We start from the raw sequence: 18,545 nt of genomic DNA on the forward strand, positions 1-18,545 counted from the left end.
GGCCGGGGCCGGTGTCACGCGGTGGCGGGCGGGTTGGGCAGGGCGTCCACGACGAGCACGACGCTGCCCGGCCGCACCTCGTCGAGCAGCTGGCGCTGGCCGCTGCGGGTCAGCCGGATGCAGCCGTTGGTGACGTCCTCGCCGAGGGTGTCGTCGTCCTCCCAGGCGTGCAGGCCGATGTGCGCGCCGGCCAGGCCCGGTGGAATGGCGTCCGGGTCGTCGGGGATCGCGCCGAGGGCGAAGACGTCGACGCCGCCGTACACGGGCTCGGGTGGGGGCGTGCGGCCGAGGACGAAGGTGCGGCCCAGCGGGGTCTCCTGGTCGCGCATGCCGAGGCTGACCTGCCACGATCGTTGGGCGTGCCCGTCGCGGTACCAGGTGAGCCGGTGCGGCCGGCGCTCCACCACGATCTGGTCGCGCAGCGGCACGGTGGCCCAGTCGCCGTCGGGTGGCAGCCAGGCGATCCGCCGGGTGGCCGAGGGCAGCAGGACGGCCGTCCAGCCGGTGCGGCGCTCGACGATCGGCACGGTCACCTCGACGCCGTTGATGGTGGGGGCGAGGAAGGCCAGCGGCCGGCCGCCGGGCGCGTCGTAGGCGGCGACCTTGCGGGTCGGCGTCAGCCCCTCCGTGAGCGGGGTGGCATCGGACGGGCGCGGGTCGGCGGGGAAGCCGGCGGGCGCCGGGTCGTAGGTGACGACCGGCAGGGTGGCCGGCGCGGGCGCGGCGGCGGGCACCGGCTCGCCGGTGGGCGTTGCCTCCGTGGCGGGCGCGGTGGGGGCGGCGGGCGGCGGGGCGACCCGCGCCGGCTCCGGGGTGAGCGCCCGGGCCGTGACCAGCCCGGTCGCCAACAACAGGGGTACGCCGAGCGCGGCGGCCAGCCAGCCCAGCCCCCACCGCGACACAATCCGGTCAAACAGCACAAAAGCACTGTAGGCGGTGGGTGGCCGGTGGCGGGGGTGATTGCAGGGGGCCCCTCCTATACAGAAAGCGTTAAGAAGGGGCCCTTCCTTGCACCTCAGCTCAGCTTGGCGGCGGTGTGGATGGCTATCGCGTCGTGGGCCGGGACGTTCGCCGTGAACCAGCCGTTCGCGTCCACCGTGATCACCGGGCCGCTGCACGTGCCGCCCGTGAAGTCGCCGTGGATCACGTCGCAGTACCGGCCGGCGGGCAGCCCCGTGTGGTACGAGCGCCCCGTGACCGCCCCGTCCTCGTCGTTCATCGTGAGGTAGCCCTTGCCGGCGCGGCTGAACGCGATGTGGTTGTTGCCGTTGTCGTACCAGTTGGCGACGCCCGCGCCCTGGGTGGCGTTGGCGAAGCCGACCATGTTGGCGACGACCCGCCAGCGGTGCTCGCACTCCCAGCCCGAGTAGCAGGTGGTGTTCAGGGTCTTGTTGTTGGCGTCGGAGGGCGGGCCGGCGTCCCGGTTGCTGAAGGTGTAGCTGGACATGACCGTGGGGGAGCCGTACGGCCAGGCCAGCATGAAGGCGTTGGCCAGCGCGTAGATGCCGCCGTCGCGGTAGGTGAGCACCCCGCCGACGTCGCGCTGGGTGTCGTGGTTGTCGACGAAGACCGCCGCCGAGCCGCTGGGCAGGTGGCCCCACCCCTCGCCGAAGTTCTTCAGGTACGCGAGCTTCTCGCTGCGGAACACCCGGGCGAGGTCCTTGCCGTAGCGGAACTCGTGCACGTCGCCGTTGCCGGTGTACTCGGTCGGCTGGATCGGCTCGCCCGCGCCGTAGATGACCTCCTGCACGAGGTACGCCGAGCGGGACAGCCTGCCCTTGATGGCGGCGATGTCGGCGGCCGGCATGTGCTTGCTGGCGTCGAGCCGGAACCCGTCGACGCCGAGGGAGAGCAGGTCGTTGAGGTACCCGGCGATCTTCGACCGGACGTAGTCGGACTCGGTGGCGAGGTCCGACAGGTTGACCAGCTCGCAGTTCTGCACCTCGTACCGGTCGTTGTAGTTGGCGATGTCGTCGCCGCCGTTGCGCCCGCAGTGGTGGAAGTCCTGGGTCTGGTAGATCCCGGGGTAGTCGTAGTGGCCGTAGGAGGAGCCCGCCCAGCCGGTGCCGCCGGCGTCCTGGCCGGACATGTGGTTGACGACGGCGTCGACGATCACCTTCACGCCGGCGGCGTGGCAGGTGTTCACCATGGCCTGGAACTGCGCCCGGGTGCCCTTGCGGGACTCGATGCGGTAGCTGACCGGCTGGTACGCCAGCCACCACTGGTTGCCCCGGACGTGCTCCTGGGGCGGGGAGACCTGCACGTAGCCGTAGCCCTTCGGGCCGAGCACGTTCGTGCACTCGCTGGCCACCGACGGCCAGTTCCACTCGAACAGGTTGGCGATGACCTTCTTCGTGCCGGCCGGGGCGGCGGCGGCCGGGGGTGCCGCCACGGCGGTCGGTGCGAGCAGGCCGGCGATCACGCCCAGGGCGAGGACCGCCGAGCGGCATCGACGTCGATGCATCGGGGACTCCTGACGGGGGTCGGGGGAGGGGGCGGTCTGAACTGCTGCTTGCCGGCATCTTGCAGTCAGTGTTGAAATTTTCGGAAAGGTTACAAGCGCGTTGCGGCGGGTGTCAACGGATGGACGGGCGTCGCTGCGCGGGAAGCCCTACACGCAGCCCACGCCGGAACGGTTCGACGGTGCCACGGAAAAAGCCCGGGAAAATTCACGACCCGGCTGATCCGTTGAACCCGGTGCTCCGTACTCGATGGGGGAGCAGGGTCGGCCGGTGGGGGCGCCGCCGCTACACGATCGAGGAGCAGATGGCTCGGGCACAGCAGAACACCAAGGCCACGACCGTCCGTACCACGAGCAGCAGCCGCGGGGTGCGGACCAGGTCCAAGACCTCCATCGCACTGATGGCCGGGTCGGCGCTCGCGATCGTCTGGGCCGGCGTCGAGCTGGCCGGCGCCGGCACGGCGATGTACGCGTACGGCTTCTTCTTCACCGAGTTCTTCGCCGGCGTCGTCGCCCTGGTGTCGCTCAGCCTCACCGTGATGATGGGCCTGCTCGCCACCGACCGGCTCGTGCTGCGCATCCCGCACCGGGTGCTGTTGCAGTCGGCGCACCGGGCCACCGGCATCCTCGGCGTCGCCGGGCTGGTGTTCCACGTCATCACCAAGATCGCCATCGGCCGGGCCGGGCCGACCGACGCCCTCGTGCCGTTCATCGGGGGGCGGGGGCTCTACGTCGGGCTCGGCACGGTGGCGTCGTTCCTCATGGTCAGCGTGCTGTGGACCGGCATCATCCGGGCCCGGTTCGTCGGCGTCGGCCCCAAGTGGTTCTGGCGGGGGCTGCACTCGATGGCGTACCTGTCCTGGCCGTTCGCCCTGTTCCACGGCCTGAACGCGGGCCGGCCGGCGGCGTCCTGGGTGACCCTGAGCTACTTCGCCTGCGTGGTGCTCGTGGTGCTGGCGCTGATGGTCCGGCTCTCGGTGCACCTCGGCAAGCGCAGCCGCGAGCAGCACCAGGCCGCCGCCCTGAACAAGGCGATGGCCGGCAAGTCCACCGACGACGGCAAGACGACCACGATGCTGCTCGGCAAGATCGGCCGCAAGCGCGACGACGCCGAGGAGAAGCGGGAGAGCCGCACCGGGCGTACCCGTGCCGCCGGCGGCTGGGCGGAGACCACCGCCACCACCGGCTCCTGGGCGATGCCGACCGGCACCGCCCGCGGGCGACGCGACCCCGAGCGGTTCACCGTGCCGGTGGTGCCCGAGCCGGGCACCCTGCGCGAGCCGGTACGGGCCACCCGTCGCCGCGACGGGGAACTGGACGCCCCGGCCCGCCGCGGCGAGCGCGAGCTGACGTCGGCCGCCCGGCGTACCGCCGAGCCCGCCACCCGGCGCGGCGCGGACTCCGCCGAGGAACGGTCGAGCCGGCGGCGGCGCGACGCGGACGCACCCGTCTCCGCCCCCCGCCGCTCCCGCTCCGAGGAGGACGTCGCCCCGGTCTCCAGCCCCCGGCGCTCCCGGCGCGACGAGGACGTGGCCCCCGTGTCGGGGGGCCGCCGCGCCCGCTACGACGAGGACGTGGCCCCGGTCTCCGGCGGTCGCCGGGCCCGCTACGACGAGGACGTCGCCCCCGTCTCGGGGGGCCGCCGGGCCCGCTACGACGAGGACGTCGCCCCGGTCTCCAGCCCCCGCCGCTCCCGGCGCGACGAGGATGTCGCCCCCGTGTCGCCGGGCCGCCGGTCCCGCCGCGACGACGAGGACCTCGTCGCCCGCTACTCCTCGCCGCCCCAGCGCGCCGACGAGCCCGAGGAGCCCTGGGACAGCCCGCGCCGCTGGGAGTCCTCGACGCCCGTCTCCGCCGAACCGATCTCCGCGGCCCCGCGCAGCGGGTCCGGCCGGCACAGCGTCGACGACGAGGTCCCGGAGGAGCCCGACTACTGGCGGCCCCCGGCCCGGTTCGTCGCCGAGGACCTGCCGCCCATGGACGACACCCCGACCCTGGTCGACCTGGCCTCGCGGCGGGCGCTGCGGGCCGCCGGGGACGGCAAGCCCGGCCGACGCAAGCGGGACCGCGACCGGGACCGCGACCGCGACCGCGACCGGGCCAACGCCGACGCGATCGACGGCGCGTACTGGGCCGGGCTGCGGGGTGAGGCGAAGTGATGCGCACGACGGTGCCCCCCGTGGCGTGCGTCGGCGAGCCCCGGCTCACCGCCGGCTTCGCCGAGTTCGGCCGCCTCGACCTGATGGCCCACGAGGAGGTGCACGGCCCCATCGGGCCGATGGAACCGGCCAACCTGCTCCGGCTGGCCGAGGCCATCCAGCTCAAGGGCAAGGGCGGTGCGGGCTTCCCGTTCGCCCGCAAGCTGCGCGCCGTGCTGGAGTCCTGCGAGCGGCAGGACGCCTCCGCCATGGTCGTGGTCAACGCCACCGAGGGCGAGCCGGCCAGCTGGAAGGACAAGGTGCTGCTCACCCGGGCCCCGCACCTGATCCTCGACGGCGCGGCCCTGGTCGCGTACGCGCTGGACGCCGACGAGATCGTCATCGGCGTCGCCGACGACGACGTGGGTCGGCCGTCGCTGACCGAGGCGCTCCAGGAACGCCGGATGCCGGTGCCCACCAGCATCGTGACCGTGCCGCACCGGTTCATCTCCGGCGAGGGCGGCGCGCTGGTCAACGGCATCAACGGGCTGCCGCACATCCCGCCGGGCACCAAGAAGCGCTCCAGCGACTCCGGCGTCGGCGGCCTGCCCACCCTGCTGTCCAACGCCGAGACGTACGCGCAGCTCGCCGTCGCCGCCCGGCTCGGCCCGTACGAGTACGCGGCCCTGGGCACCGACGACGAACCCGGCACGGTCCTGCTCACGGTGACCGGCGCGGCCAAGCGGCCCGCCGTCGTCGAGTGCGCCGCCGGCACCCCCCTGCGCGACATCCTCGAACTGTGCGAGGTGCCCGACGGGCCGGGCATCCTCATGGGCGGGTACCACGGCAAGTGGATCACCGCCGAGGCCGCGCAGCGGGCCGAGGTGTCCCGCAAGGGCCTCACCGCCGTCGGCGGCACCCTCGGCGCGGGCATCATCGTGCCGCTGGCCCGCGACACCTGCCCCCTCGGCGAGGCCGCCCAGGTGGTCCGCTACCTGGCCGGCGAGTCCGCCGGGCAGTGCGGCCCCTGCAAGATGGGCCTGCCCGACCTGGCCCGCGCCGTCGACCTGGCCGTCTCCGGCAGCGCCCCGGTCGAGATCGTCCGCGCCGCGGCCGGCGACGTGAAGGGCCGCGGCGCGTGCAGCCACCCCGACGGCACCGCCCGGTTCGCCCTCTCCGCCATGGAGGTCTTCGCCGACGACCTGAAGCTGCACACCACGGGCGAGGGGTGTGGCAAGCGCACCAAGGGCGTCATGGGCCTGCCCGGTGCCCCCGACGCCGACCCGAGGAAGCTGACCCTGGACTGGTCCCGCTGCGACGGCCACGGGCTCTGCGCCCACGTCGTGCCCGACTTCATCCGGCTGGACGGCAACGGCTACCCCGCCTTCCCCACCACCCCCGTGCCGACCTGGCTGCGGGAGGGCGCCATGAAGGCCGTCAAGGTGTGCCCCGAGCTCGCGCTGCGGCTGGTCAAGGCCGAGTAGCGCACCCCGGGACCGTCGGACGCCGGAGCGCCGCCGTGGTGCCCCGCCCCGCGCGGCCCGCTACCGAAGGGAGACGCGGATGCGATTGTTCCGCCGGCCGTCGCGCCGCCGGACCGGCCCGGGTGGACGGTCGCCCCGCCGACGGCGGGCCGGGACAGCCACCCTGGTCGCCGCCCTGGCCGCCGCCCTGCTGGGCGCGGCGTCCTGCGCCGTCGACCCCCCGGGGCCGCCGGTCGACGCGGCCACCGCCGCGCCCACCGGCACCGGTGACCCCACGGCGACCCCGACCGGTACGCCCACCGGCGCGCCGCCGACGCCGGCCGCCCCGGCCCGGGTGCCGGACAGCCTCCGGTTCACCGGCACCACCCTCGACGGGAAGCCGTTCGCCGCCGCCGACCTGGCCGGCAGGCCGGTGGTGCTGTGGTTCTGGGCCCCCTGGTGCGCCACCTGCGCCAGCCAGGCGTGGACGGTCGCCGAGATCGCCCCGCAGTACCGCGACCGGGTGCCGATCGTCGGCGTCGCCGGCCTCGGGCAGCGCACGGCGATGCGGGACTTCGTGACCGAGTTCGAGCTGGGCGGCACCCTCCAGCTCGACGACGCGGCCGGGAAGCTGTGGCGGCGCTTCGAGGTCGTCGAGCAGAGCACGTTTCTGATCATCGACCGCGACGGGAAGGTGATCCACCAGGGCTTCCTCGACGGGGAGGACCTCACCCGCCGGGTCGCCGCCCTGGCCACCCAGGCCGGCTGATGGCCGCCCCGCTCCTGCCGCCGGTCGGCCTGGCCGCCCCGCTGCTGACCGCCTCGGCCGCCTGATGGACGCCCCGCTGCTGCTGGCGCTGACCGCCGGGATGCTCGGCGCGGTCAACCCGTGCGGGTTCGCGATGCTGCCCGCGTACCTGTCGATCCTGGTGGCCGGGCCCGGCGACGGACGCGCCGCACTCGGCCGGGCGCTCACCGCCGCCGCCGGCCTCACCTGCGGATACGTGCTCGTCTTCGGCGCGTTCGGGCTGGCCTTCGCGCCGCTGGCCGGCTGGCTGCGCCCCCGGCTGCCCTGGCTCACCGTCACCCTCGGCGTGGGCCTGGTGCTGCTCGGCTGCTGGCTGCTCGCCGGGCGGCGGCTGCCCACCCCGCGCCCGCTGGCCCGCGCGCCCCGGCTGACCCGCACGCTGCCGTCGATGGTGCTGTTCGGCGCGGCGTACGCGCTGGCGTCGCTGACCTGCTCCATCGCCCCGTTCCTGGCGATCGTGGCGACCAGCCTCCAGGCCGGCTCGACGCCGCGCGGACTGGCGCTGTTCGTCGCGTACGCCCTCGGGATGGGTCTCGTGGTGGCCGTGGCCGCCCTCGGCGTGGCGCTGCTGCGCGACCGGGTGGTGGCCCGGCTGCGCGGGGCCGGCCGGTGGGTGCCCCGGCTCAGCGGCCTGGTGCTGCTGGCCGCCGGCGGCTACGTCGCCTGGTACGGCTGGTACGAGGTGCGGCTCGCCGAGGGCCGGCACGACGCGTTCGGCGACCCGGTGGTGGTCGCCGCGGCCCGCGTCCAGCAGGCCCTCGTCGGTGCCCTGGACGCGGCCGGCCCGGCCCTGCTGGCGGTCGCCCTCGCCGCCCTCGCTGCGCTCGGGGTAAGGAAGGGCCCCCTGTTAACGCATTCGGTAGAGCAGGGGCCCCTTCTTAACACCTCCGGCAGGGCACGGGGTCGTAACGAAAGCGGCGGGGGCCGGGTTACCCCGACCCCCGCCGACAGCGTGACGGTCAGCGACCCGGAGTGAGCCGGTCCGTGCCGACCCGGTCGCGGAGCACCTCCGGCACCAGCACCGAGCCGTCGGCCTGCTGGAACTGCTCCAGGATCGCCGGGAAGAGCCGGCTAGTGGCCAGCGCCGAGCCGTTCAACGTGTGCACGAAGCGGGTCTGCTTGCCGCCCGCCTCGCGGTACCGGATCGCGGCCCGGCGGGCCTGGTAGTCGCCGGCCCAGGACACCGACGACACCTCCTTGTACTTGCCGGTGCTCGGCATCCACACCTCGATGTCGAGGGTCTTCTTCATCGAGGCGCTGGCGTCGCCGGCCGACAGCAGGCTGGTCTGGTGGTGCAGGCCGAGCCGGGCGACCAGGCCCTCCACGTGGGCGACCATCTGCTCCAGCGCGGCGGCGGCCTGCTCGGGCAGCGTGAACTGGAAGATCTCCACCTTGTTGAACTGGTGGCCCCGCACGGTGCCGCGCTCGTCGGAGTGCGAACCGGCCGCCTCCCGCCGGTAGCACGGGGTGTACGCGAACCGCTTCAGCGGCAGGGTCGCGGTGTCCAGGATCTCGTCCTGGTAGGCCCCCAGGATCGCCGTCTCCGCCGTGGGCAGCAGGAACTGCCCGCGCGGGGCGGACTCCCGGTCGAGGTGGTAGACGTCGTCGTAGAACTTGGGGAACTGGCCGGCGGCGAAGCCGGCGGTGTCCAGCAGCAGGTGCGGCGGGAGCAGGAAGTCGTAGCCGGCCGCGATGTTCTGGTCGATCAACCAGTTGAGCAGCGCCCACTCCAGCCGGGCCCCCAGCCCCGTGTACATCCAGAAGCCGGAGCCGCCGAGCTTGACGCCCCGCTCGTGGTCGACCAGGCCCAGCAGGCGGCTCAGCTCGACGTGGTCCCGGACCTTCTCGATCGCCGGCGGCTCGCCGAACGTCCGCACGACCCGGTTGGCCTCCTTGCCGCCGGGGACGACGTCGTCGGCGGGCAGGTTCGGCAGCTCGCTCATCCGCTCACGCAGCCGGGACTGCACCTCGTCGAGCTGGGACTCCAGCTCGGCGAGCTGCTTGCGCTCGGCCTCCGGGGCGACGCTCTCCGGCGCGGTGCCGGCCCGCTTCGCCGCCGCGTACGCCCGCGCCTCGGCCTTGCGGCGCTGCCGCTCGGCGTCGATCTCCGTGATGAGGGCGCGGCGCTCCTGGTCGAGCCGCTGGATCTCGTCCAGCGCCCGGTTGACCTCGGCGGGATCCAGTCGCTTCGCCAGCGCGGTCGCCACCGCCTCGCGATCCTTCCGGATCAACTCCATGTCGAGCATGCGCTCCGTACGCCTCCGTCCGGGAATCTCAGGTGGGAACCCACCGATGCTACCGTCGCCGCCTCCCCCGCCCGGCCCCGGCCGTGAGCCCACCGGCCGGGACCGTCGCGCCGCGATGCGGTCGCGCCATGTCGGCGACATCGCGGGGTTCCCTGGGGCGGGAAGCCGCGACGTCGCCGACATCGCGCGCCGGCACCGGCGCGGCACCGGGCGGCGCGGCACCGGGCGGCGCGCCGGCACCGCGGCGCGGCGCGGGCTCAGAGCCGGATCGGCATCAGGATGGAGTACGCGTCCGCGTCGTCCGGGCGGCGCACCGCCAGCGGGGCGATTGGCCCGTCCAGCTCCAGCAGGAGCTGCCCCCGATCGCCCGCGTCGAGGGCGTCGAGCAGGTACCGCCCGTTGACGCCGAGCCGCACCGCGTCCGGCGCGGCGTCGGCCAGCGCGGCGTCGTCGAGGACCCGCAGGCCGCCCGCGTCGTCCAGGCCCAGCACGGTCACCGGCACGTCGACGCCCTCGTGCCGCAGGACCCGCGCCGGCGGGCGGCCGGCGACCTGCGCGCGCAGCGCCGGCACGTCCACCGTGATCCGGTACGCCGGCACGCGCGTGCCCAGCAGCCGCTGGTAGTCGGGGAACTCGTCGGGCAGGGCGGCCCCGCCGACCTCCCGGCCGGCGACGGTGACGGTGAGGCCGGCCCCGTCCAGGCGCAGGTGGGCGTCGGCCCCGCCGTCGACGCCCGACAGCTCGCGGACACCGTCGCCGGTACCGCCCGGCGCCACGCCCACGTCGCCGGTGCCGCCCGGCAGCCCGCGCCCGTCGCCGGTGCCGCCGCCCAGCAGCTCGCGGACGGCATCGACGAGGGCCACCGGGGCGAGCAGCCGCCGGGCGGGACCGTCGACCGCGCCGGGGACCCGGGCCACCGCCATCCGGTGCCGGTCGGTGGCCACCAGGCGTACGCCGTCGGCGGCCACGTCGAACAGGACGCCGGAGAGCACCGGCAGCTCCGGGTCGGTGCCGACCGCGAAGCGGACCGCGTCGATCGCGGCGGCGAGGTCGGCGGGGGACAGGACGAGACGGGTGGTCATGGGGTGCTCCTCGTGGTCGATCAGGGCTCGGACCCGGGAGAGCTCGCGGCGGGCGTCGGTGAGGCCGTTCTCCAGCCGGCGCAGGTGCGCGTCGAGCAGCCGGCCCACCACGGCCGGTTCGGCCCGGTGCCGCACGGCGGCGGCGATCTCCGCCAGCGGCATCCCGACCCGGCGCAGCCCGGCGACCAGCCGGGCCGGCAGGACCTGGTCGTCGGCGTACCAGCGGTAGCCGGTGACCGGGTCGACCAGCGCGGGCACCAGCACCCCGGAGCGGTCGTAGAACCGCAGGGCGCTGACGGTCAGGCCGCTGGCGCGGGCCAGCTCGCCGATGCTGCGCAGTTCGCTCTCCACGCCGAGGATCCTGTGCCCTCCACCAGGTCGAGGGTCAAGCCGCCGCCCACGCCGCCCATGTTGCCCGCCGGGCGGCGATGTTTGCAGGGGACCCTTCCTATACCGAAAGCGTTAACAGGGGGCCCTTCCTTACACCTGCAGCGTGCGGAAGGTGAGGCCGGCGGCGGTCAGGCGGCGCAGCAGCGCGTCGCCCATCGCGGTCACCGGGGTCACCTGGCCCGCGACGGGCGGCAGGTCGTCGTCGAGGGCCAGGCAGAGGGCGGACTCGGCGAGCATCTTCGCCGTCTCGTCGTAGCCGGGGTCGCCGCCGGCCACCTCGGTCACCACCCGCCGGTCGCCGCCGGAGCCGACGAAGCGCACCCGGAACCACGACTTCGCCCGCTGCTCGGCGCTGGGCCCCTGCCCGGAGGCGAGCCGGCCGAGCAGCCAGCGTCGGGCCGGCGGCACCTTCACCAGCCCGGTCAGCCCGGCGAGCCCGACCGCGCCGAGGACGATCGTGGGCAGCCGCCGCACGGCGGCGAAGTGCCGGTAGCGGAAGTCCGGCCCGTACTCCGGCCGGGCCGCCGCCGACCGGCGGACCACCTGCGGGTCGATGGTCGGCAGCGGCACCGCCCACCCGCCCAGCTCCGCCGACCGGCCGACCCTGCCCGGCACCGCCCGGACCCGGCGGCCCGGCGGGCGCGGCTCGACGGCCCGCCGCGCCTTCGCCGCCCGGCCCGCCTCGGCGGCCCGGGACAATGCGGTGAGCGCCGAATGGTACGTGCCGGCGGAGAACCGGCCGCCCGCCCGGACGAACCCGTCCACGGTGACCGGCCCGTCGGCCGGCAGTTGCGTGACCGTGTACCAGACGCCCAGGTCGTGCGGGATCGAGTCGAAGCCGCAGGCGTGCACGAGGCGGGCCCCGGTGCGTACGGCCTCGGCGTGGTGCCGCACGTACATGGTGTCGACGAACTCCGGCTCGCCGGTGATGTCGAGGTAGTCGGTGCCCTCCCGCGCGCACGCGGCGACCAGCGGCTCCCCGTGGTGCACGTACGGCCCGACGGTGCTGGCGACGACGCGGGCGTCCCCGGCGACCCGGCGCAGCGACTCCGGGTCGGTGACGTCGGCGGTGAGCAGCGGCAGCCCGGCCAGGGCCGGGTCGATGCCGGCCAGCCGCCCGCGGACGGCCGCCAGCTTGGCCGGGTTGCGCCCGGCCAGCGCCCAGCGCAGCCCCGGCGGCGCGTGCCGGGCGAGGTACTCGGCGGTGAGCCCGCCGGTGAACCCGGTCGCCCCGAACAGCACGACGTCGTACGCCCGATCCTCACGCATCCCGCGAGTCTGCCACCGCCGGGCGGCACCGGCACCACGATGGGCGCTCAGGGCGTGAAGACCGTCCGCAGGCAGCCGTCGGCGCGGGTGCGGAACAGGTCGTAGCCAAGCGCGCCCTGCTCCAGGGGCAGGTGGTGGGTGGCCAGGTGCCCCGTGTGGATCTCGCCGCGCGCCATCCGGTCCAGCAGCATCGGGATCCAGCGTTGCCCGTGCTGCCGGGCGGCGCGCACGGTCAGCCCCTTCTGCATCACCGCGCCCAGCGGGAACGTGTCGACGAACCCGGTGAACGTGCCGAGCACCACCACCGTGCCGCCCTTGCGGCAGGCGTGCACCGCCTCGCGTACCGCGATGGGCCGGTCGGGGGCGGCGCCGGGCAGCGCGGCGGCGGCGAACCGCTCGGCCAGCGACCGGGGCTCGGTGTCGTCCCACGCCATGCCGACGGCCTCCACGCACACGTCGGGGCCCCGCCCGCCGCTGCGTTCCCGCAGCTCGGCCGGGACGTCGACGCTGAGGTAGTCGAGGGTCTCCGCGCCGACGTGCCGCTGCGCCAGGCCCAGCCGCTGCGGGTAGCGGTCGATCACCACCACCCGGTCCGCGCCGCGCAGCAGGGCCGCCTGCGCGGCCATCTGGCCCACCGCGCCCGCGCCCCAGACCGCCACCACGTCGCCCGGGGACACCTCGCCCAGCTCGGCGGCGAGCCAGCCGGCCGGCACCGCGTCCGAGGCGAAGACCGCCCGGTCGTCGTCGACCGGCTCCGGCACCGCGAACGCCCCGACGTCGGCGTACGGCACCCGGACGTACTCGGCGTGGCTGCCGGCGAAGCCCCCGGCCGACCGGGGATGGCCGTAGCAGCCGCCGGTGGGCTGCCCCCAGGCCACCTCGGCCGCCGCCGGCCCGGTGCTGCCGTTGTCGCAGCAGGCGTAGAGGCCCTGCCGGCAGTACCAGCAGTTGCCGCAGGCCACGGCGGCGCAGACCACCACCCGGTCGCCGACGCGGTGCCGCCGGACCCCGGGGCCGACCTCCACCACGTCGCCGAGGAACTCGTGCCCGAGCACGTCGCCGACGGACAGCGCCGGGGCCCGCCCGGCGAGCAGCGGCAGGTCCGCCCCGCAGGTGGCGCTGCGCCGCACCCGGACGATCGCGTCGGCGGAGTTGCGCAGCTCGGGGTCGGGCACCTGCCGCACCGCGAGGCCGTCCGCGCCGAGCCAGCACAGCGCCCTCATCCGGGCACCACCGGGCCGTCGCCGGGCCCCACCGGGCCGCTCGGTCGGGGGCCCTCCAGCGGGGAGCGGTCCGCGCGCAGCAGCTCACCGGTCTCGGCGAGCTGCTTGGCCTGGCGCAGCGCCTCGCGGACCAGCGGCGCGGGGTCGCCGCCGCCGACGAGGTGGGCGGCCATCCCGGTCACCGGCACGCCCCGCACGGGCCGGGCCGCCAGCTCGGTGCCGCGTCCGCCGGGCGCGGGCCCCTGCGCCACCTCCACCGCGCCGTCGAGCCGGCGCAGCGGCTCCGGCCACCGGCCGCCGGGCAGCACCCGCTCCGGCGGCCGGTCGATCGTGACCACCTGCCAGCCGTCGCGCGGGCCGGCCGGGCGCGGGCGGCCACCCCGGAAGGGTCCGCGCAGCACCCGCGCCACCGTCACCCCGGCGACCGCGCCGGCCACCACCCCGGCGGTACGGGCCAGCGCCCGACCGCCCCGCCTGCCCCGTCCCATCCGTCCCACCCGCCTCTCGTCGCCGGTGCGGCCTCTCGTCGCCGTGCAGCCGTCGGCGGGCCCGACGGCCGGTGCCCCCAGCGTCGGCGGCGGCCGGGTGAACCGGGATCCCCCCGAAGGGGTGAACCGGCCGGGGCCGGGTAACCGCCCGCCGCACGAGCCGGGGAGGGACGCGTGGCGTGGGGGTGCCGCATGACGCAGCACGAGGTGGCCGGGGCGAGGGTGGCGGTCGGGGTCGACCCCGTTTCCGCCGCGGTGGACGCGGCGCCGCTGCTGGCGTCCCGGCTCGCGCCGGCCCCGCTGCCCGAGCCGGTGCTGGTCCGGCCCCGCCTGCTGCGCCGGCTGGACGAGGGCGCGGCTGGGGCGCTCACCCTGGTCACCGCGCCCGCCGGCTGGGGCAAGACCACGCTGCTCGGGTCGTGGGCCCGGACCGTCGAGCCGGCACCGGCGTGGGTGTCGGTCGAGGCGGGCGACACGGGGGCGCGGCTCTGGTCGTACCTGACGGCGGCCCTGCGCCTGCACGCGCCCGGCGGGCCTTTCGCGGACCCGCCCCGGCCCGACCGGCTGGAACTGCTGGCCGCCGCGCTCGCCGCCCGGGAGCGCCCGGTGCTGCTGGTCCTCGACGACGTGCACCGGGTCGCCGATCCGGCGGCGCTGACCGTGCTGGAGTTCCTGCTCCGCCACACCGGGGGGCGGCTGCGGGTGGTGGCCGGGGCCCGCACCGACCTGCCGGCGGGGCTGCACCGGCTGCGGCTCGCCGGTGAGCTGACCACCGTGGGCCCCGGCGAGCTGGCCTGCACCGACGACGAGGTGGCCGACCTGCTCGTCGCGCACGGCGTGTTCCTGCCGGCCGCGGCGGTGCCCCGGCTGCGCGCGCGTACCGGCGGCTGGCCGGCCGGGCTGCGGCTGGCCGCGCTGGCCGCCCGGGACCGCCCGGACCCGGTGCGCTGGCTGGAGCAGTTCGGCGGCGACCAGCCGGACGTGGCCGGCTACCTGCGCGCGGAGGTGCTCGGCCCGCTCGACGACGCGGCCCGCGACGCGCTGCGCCGGGGCGCGGTGGCCGACGCCGTCAGCGCCGACCTGGTCGACGCGCTGACGGGCCGCCGCGACGCCGAGCGGGCGCTGACCGCGCTGGCCACGGCCGGCGGTTTCGTGGACCGCGACGACAGCCGGCCCCCCTGGTACCGCTGCCATCCGCTGCTGGCCGACCTGCTCCGCGCCGAGCTGGGCGAGCTGACCGCCGAGGAACGCCGGGACCTGCACCGGCGGGCGGCCGACTGGTACGCCGGGCACGCCCGCCCCGCCGAGGCGCTGCGGCACGCCCTCGCCGCCGGTCGCTGGGACGCGGCCACCGAGCTGCTGGTCACCGGCTGGCCGGAACTCGTGCCGTACGACGACGAGGGCGCGGGCGGGCCCGTCCCCGCCGCGCCACCGGAGGCCGAGGTCCGGCGGGACCCGGAGCTGGCGCTGGCCGCCGCCGCCGAACGGGCCCACGCGGGCGACGTCGACGCCGCCGCCGCGCAGCTGCGCCGGGCCGCCGGGCACGCCCGGTCGCTGCCCGTGCCGCGCCGGGACCGGTTCCGCCGGCTGGCCGTCGCCGTGGAGGTCACCCTCGCCCGGTTGACCGGCGACCCCGACGAGGTACGCCGGGCGGCGTCGCGCCTGCTCGCCACGCGTACCCCCGGGGGGCCGGCGGACGACCCGCGCGCCGGGGCCGCCGACGACGCCGACGTGGCGGCGGCAGCCGGGGCGGCCCTCGGCCTGGTCGCGCTCTCCGGCGGCGACCTGCGCGGCGCGGCGGCCGAGTTCGACGCCGCGCTCGCGGCGGCCCGGGCGGCCGGTCGGGCCCGCACCGAGCTGCTCTGCGTGAGCCGCTCCGCCCTGCTGCACGCGGCCCTCGGCGAGCTGCGGGCGGCCGAGCGGGCCGCCGGGGAGGCCCTGGCGATGCCGCCCTGTCAGGGCTGGTCCTGCCGCACCGACTGCGCGTACGCCCACCTGGCGCTGGCCGTCGTCGCGCTGCACCGGGACCTCCCCGACGACGCGGAGGCGCACCTGGCGCTGGCCGGCCCGACCGCCGACGAGCCGGCGGTGGCGGCGCTCGCCGCGCTGTGCCGGGCGACGCTGCTGCGCGACCGCGGCGAACCGGCCACCGGCCTGCGCCTGCTGTCGGCGGCCCGGGACGCCCTCGCGCCGCTGGCGGCCGGCGACGGGCCCGCGCCGGCCGTTGGCGCGCCCGGGTCCGCGCCGCTGTCGGCCGGGGACCGGTGGGCGTCGCCGCCGACCGCCGGCGCCCCGTTGGAGGCCGGGCGGGGCGGCGCGGGGGAGCTGGCCGCCTGGCTGCTGGCCGCCGAGGCGGACCTGCGGGCCGCGCACGGCGACCCCGGTGCCGCCCGGGAGCTGCTGGCCGGCACGCCGGCCGGTGCGCCCGCCGTGGCCCTGGCCCGGGTCGAGCTGCGCGCCGGTGACCCGGCCGCCGCCGCCCGCGCCCTGCCGCCCTGGGACGGCCCGGAGGCCGCCGCCTGGCCGCTGCCGGTACGCCTCGACGCCGGCCTGCTCGACGCGGTGCTCACCGGGCGGGCCGGGGACGCCCGGCGGGCCGGGCGGACGCTGGAGCGGGTCCTGGAGCTGGCCGCCGCCGAGGGGTTCCGCCGCCCGTTCACCCGCGCCGAGCCCGGGGTGCGGGACCTGCTCGCCGCGCACCTGGACTCCGGCACGGCGCACTGGCCGACGGTGAGCGACCTGGTCCGGGTGGCGCAGGAGCCGCCCGCGCGGCCGGGCACCGAGCCGGGCCGGGAGCTGGACGAGCCGCTGACCGAGCGGGAGCTGACCATCCTGCGCTACCTGCAGAGCATCCTGTCCAACGTGGAGATCGCCGCCGAGCTGTCCCTGTCGGTGAACACCGTCAAGACGCACGTGCGCAACATCTACCGCAAGCTGGACGCGACCCGCCGCCGGGAGGCCGTCCGCCGCGCCCGCGAGCTGCACCTGATCTGACGGCCCACCCCCACCGCCCCCACCGCCCCCGCTCCGCCGGCCCCGGGGGCGGGCGGTTAGGAGGGGGCCCTTCCTATGCAGAAAGCGTTAACAGGGGGCCCTTCCTTACAGTGATGGTGGTCGACAAGACGGCGCGCGGTCCGGCACGATCTGGGGCGGCGTTGACCGTCGGGAGCGGGGAGCAGGCGATGGGTGAGGTTGGCGAGGCGGCACCGGTCGACGTCGCCGGGCCGCCGGCGACCGCCGGTCGGGGGCGGGCGGTCGCCGACCGGCTCGCCCGGTTCGCCCGGCACGAGTGGACCCTCGCGGTGCTCGGGTCGCTGGTGCTGGCCGTGGTGCTGACCTGGCCGACGGTGCGCGACCTGACCGGCACCATCCCGCAGGACGTCGGCGACCCCACGTTGCAGGCGTGGCAGGTCGCCTGGGGCGGGCACGCGGTGCTCACCAACCCGACGCAGCTCTGGCACTCCAACACGTTCTGGCCGGAGCCGTACACGTACGCGTACTCGGACACGCTGCTCGGCTACGCCCCGTTCGGGTTCTTCGGCGACGGGCCGGTCGCCGCCGTGGCCCGCTACAACCTGCTGTACGTGCTGGTGCACGCGCTCGCCTTCGTCGGCGCGTACGCGCTGTCGCGGCAGCTCGGCGCGGGCCGGGCGGGCGCGGCGGTGGCCGGGGCGTCCTTCGCGTACGCGCCGTGGAAGCTGGCCCAGGCCGGGCACCTGCACGTGCTCAGCATCGGCGGGATCGCCCTGGCGCTGGCCATGCTGGCCCGGGGCCACGGCTGGTCGCTGCGGCACGGCTACCGCCCCGAGCGGGTGCGCCCCGGCTGGGCGGGGGCCGGCTGGGCGGTCGCCGCCTGGCAGGTCAGCCTCGGCTTCGGCATCGGCCTGCCCTTCGCGTACGCGCTGGCGCTGCTCTGCCTCGGCGCGGCCGGCGGGTACGGCTGGTCGTGGTGGCGGCGTCGGCAGCGGCCGGCGTTCGGCCGCCGGCTGCTGGTGGCGGACCTGGCCGGCGGGGTGTTCTTCGCCGGGGTGACCCTGCTGATGGCCGCGCCCTACTTCGAGGTGGTGGCCCGGCACCCGGACGGCCGGCGCACGGTCGAGCAGATCGCGATGTTCTCCCCGCCGCTGCGCGGGTTCCTCACCGCGCCGCCGGAGTCGTGGCTGTGGGGGGAGCGGCACGAGACGGCGCGGGCCTCGCTGAGCTTCGCCGGGGAGATGACGCTGCTGCCCGGGATGGTGCTGATCGGGCTGGCCGCCGCCGGGCTGTTCGTGTCGGCGTGGCGGGTGCGGCACCGGGTGGCGCTGGCCGTCGGGGTGCTGGTGACCGTGGCGCTGGCCGCCGGCAGCACGCTGGGCGGGGACGGCGACCCGGGGTACGTCACGCTGGTGGAGCACGTGCCGGGCTGGGACGGCGTGCGCACCCCGGGCCGGCTGGTGCTGTGGACGACGCTGCTGCTGGGCGTCCTGGCCGCCGGGGCGCTGACCATCGACACCGATTCGGAGCCGGCTGCGGCGGCGGGGAGGCCCGGCGGCGGGTGGCGGCGTTGGGGGCGGCTCGTGCTGGTGCTGCCGGTGCTGCTGGTGCTCGCCGAGGGCGTCAACCGGACCCCGCACGTGCCGGCCCCGGTCGCGCCGGCGGCGATGCACGGGCTGCAGGGACCGGCGTTGGTGCTGCCCAGCGACGGCATCCGGGAGTTCCACGTGATGCTCTGGTCCACCGACGGCTTCCCGAAGATCGTCAACGGGCTGGCGTCGTTCGTCCCGGCGAAGCAGCAGGAGATCCGGGCGGCGAGCGCGGGCTTCCCGGACGCCGCGTCGGTGGCGTACCTGCGGGGGGTCGGGGTGCGCACGGTGGTGGTGCTGCCGGCGTACACGGCGGGCACGCCGTGGCAGGGCGCGGAGACCCGGCCGGTGGACGGGCTGGGCGTGCGGCGCGAGGCCGTCGGCGACGGGTACGTCTACCACCTCGACTGATCGG

The 18,545-nt window shown here is 76.6% G+C and carries 13 protein-coding genes; 6 read left to right on the forward strand and 7 right to left on the reverse strand.

The annotated features are described in order from the left end of the window. Positions 1-14 precede the first annotated feature (14 nt). Entirely contained in the window at positions 15-920 is a 906-nt protein-coding gene (locus tag GA0070558_RS02675; RefSeq protein WP_091275187.1) for a L,D-transpeptidase, read from the reverse strand. Between the two features lie 95 nt (positions 921-1,015). Further along, positions 1,016-2,464 carry an alpha-amylase gene (locus GA0070558_RS02680; RefSeq protein WP_091275191.1) on the reverse strand — a complete coding sequence of 483 codons (1,449 nt, stop codon included), beginning with the start codon at positions 2,462-2,464 and terminating at the stop codon, positions 1,016-1,018. A 302-nt stretch (positions 2,465-2,766) separates the two neighbouring features. Here GA0070558_RS02680 and GA0070558_RS02685 point away from each other — a divergent pair, with 302 nt between their 5' ends. The 4 genes from GA0070558_RS02685 to GA0070558_RS02700 all read left to right on the forward strand — a co-directional run bounded on the left by GA0070558_RS02685 (position 2,767) and on the right by GA0070558_RS02700 (position 7,846). Then, positions 2,767-4,620, forward strand: coding sequence for a hypothetical protein (locus GA0070558_RS02685; RefSeq protein ID WP_091275195.1), 1,854 nt, complete (start codon positions 2,767-2,769; stop codon positions 4,618-4,620). Continuing rightward, a complete protein-coding gene (locus GA0070558_RS02690) occupies positions 4,617-6,083 on the forward strand; it encodes an NADH-quinone oxidoreductase subunit NuoF family protein (RefSeq protein ID WP_043966916.1) in 1,467 nt (488 codons plus the stop codon). Before GA0070558_RS02685 ends, GA0070558_RS02690 begins: the two co-directional genes overlap by 4 nt. A gap of 79 nt (positions 6,084-6,162) precedes the next feature. Further along, entirely contained in the window at positions 6,163-6,831 is a 669-nt protein-coding gene (locus GA0070558_RS02695; RefSeq protein WP_091275198.1) for a TlpA family protein disulfide reductase, read from the forward strand. Positions 6,832-6,892: 61 nt separating this feature from the next. Continuing rightward, positions 6,893-7,846, forward strand: coding sequence for a cytochrome c biogenesis CcdA family protein (locus GA0070558_RS02700; protein WP_439709561.1), 954 nt, complete (start codon positions 6,893-6,895; stop codon positions 7,844-7,846). Here the strand turns inward: GA0070558_RS02700 and serS are convergent. The 5 genes from serS to GA0070558_RS02725 all read right to left on the reverse strand — a co-directional run bounded on the left by serS (position 7,830) and on the right by GA0070558_RS02725 (position 13,568). Continuing rightward, positions 7,830-9,116, reverse strand: coding sequence for a serine--tRNA ligase (serS, locus tag GA0070558_RS02705; RefSeq protein WP_077938841.1), 1,287 nt, complete (start codon positions 9,114-9,116; stop codon positions 7,830-7,832). The two genes, GA0070558_RS02700 and serS, sit on opposite strands and share 17 nt — an antisense overlap. A gap of 257 nt (positions 9,117-9,373) precedes the next feature. Continuing rightward, entirely contained in the window at positions 9,374-10,537 is a 1,164-nt protein-coding gene (locus GA0070558_RS02710) for a DNA polymerase III subunit beta family protein (protein ID WP_256091740.1), read from the reverse strand. Positions 10,538-10,678: 141 nt separating this feature from the next. Next, positions 10,679-11,857: a saccharopine dehydrogenase family protein gene (locus GA0070558_RS02715; protein WP_091275207.1), complete on the reverse strand. Its 1,179-nt coding sequence runs from the start codon at positions 11,855-11,857 to the stop codon at positions 10,679-10,681. 47 nt (positions 11,858-11,904) lie between these two features. Beyond that, positions 11,905-13,080 (reverse strand): alcohol dehydrogenase catalytic domain-containing protein, encoded by a 1,176-nt coding sequence (locus tag GA0070558_RS02720; protein WP_091275213.1) that lies wholly within the window; start codon positions 13,078-13,080, stop codon positions 11,905-11,907. Next, entirely contained in the window at positions 13,077-13,568 is a 492-nt protein-coding gene (locus GA0070558_RS02725) for a hypothetical protein (RefSeq protein ID WP_256091722.1), read from the reverse strand. The genes GA0070558_RS02720 and GA0070558_RS02725 overlap by 4 nt, the downstream gene beginning before the upstream one ends. A gap of 192 nt (positions 13,569-13,760) precedes the next feature. Between GA0070558_RS02725 and GA0070558_RS02730 the strand changes: the two genes are divergently transcribed. Together GA0070558_RS02730 and GA0070558_RS02735 are read left to right on the forward strand one after the other, a co-directional pair. Then, positions 13,761-16,562 (forward strand): LuxR family transcriptional regulator, encoded by a 2,802-nt coding sequence (locus GA0070558_RS02730; RefSeq protein WP_091275216.1) that lies wholly within the window; start codon positions 13,761-13,763, stop codon positions 16,560-16,562. 188 nt (positions 16,563-16,750) lie between these two features. Next, a complete protein-coding gene (locus GA0070558_RS02735) occupies positions 16,751-18,541 on the forward strand; it encodes a hypothetical protein (RefSeq protein ID WP_091275610.1) in 1,791 nt (596 codons plus the stop codon). Positions 18,542-18,545 lie beyond the last annotated feature (4 nt).

Source organism: Micromonospora haikouensis (genome assembly GCF_900091595.1).
GTDB lineage: Bacteria > Actinomycetota > Actinomycetes > Mycobacteriales > Micromonosporaceae > Micromonospora > Micromonospora haikouensis.

Coding starts and splice junctions, on each gene's coding strand:
- GA0070558_RS02715 (WP_091275207.1), bottom strand. CDS start 11,857: ATGCGTGAGGATCGGGCGTACGACGTCGTGCTGTTCGGGGCGACCGGG.
- GA0070558_RS02720 (WP_091275213.1), bottom strand. CDS start 13,080: ATGAGGGCGCTGTGCTGGCTCGGCGCGGACGGCCTCGCGGTGCGGCAG.
- GA0070558_RS02695 (WP_091275198.1), top strand. CDS start 6,163: ATGCGATTGTTCCGCCGGCCGTCGCGCCGCCGGACCGGCCCGGGTGGA.
- serS (WP_077938841.1), bottom strand. CDS start 9,116: ATGCTCGACATGGAGTTGATCCGGAAGGATCGCGAGGCGGTGGCGACC.
- GA0070558_RS02725 (WP_256091722.1), bottom strand. CDS start 13,568: ATGGGACGGGGCAGGCGGGGCGGTCGGGCGCTGGCCCGTACCGCCGGG.
- GA0070558_RS02680 (WP_091275191.1), bottom strand. CDS start 2,464: ATGCATCGACGTCGATGCCGCTCGGCGGTCCTCGCCCTGGGCGTGATC.
- GA0070558_RS02730 (WP_091275216.1), top strand. CDS start 13,761: ATGACGCAGCACGAGGTGGCCGGGGCGAGGGTGGCGGTCGGGGTCGAC.
- GA0070558_RS02735 (WP_091275610.1), top strand. CDS start 16,751: ATGGGTGAGGTTGGCGAGGCGGCACCGGTCGACGTCGCCGGGCCGCCG.
- GA0070558_RS02685 (WP_091275195.1), top strand. CDS start 2,767: ATGGCTCGGGCACAGCAGAACACCAAGGCCACGACCGTCCGTACCACG.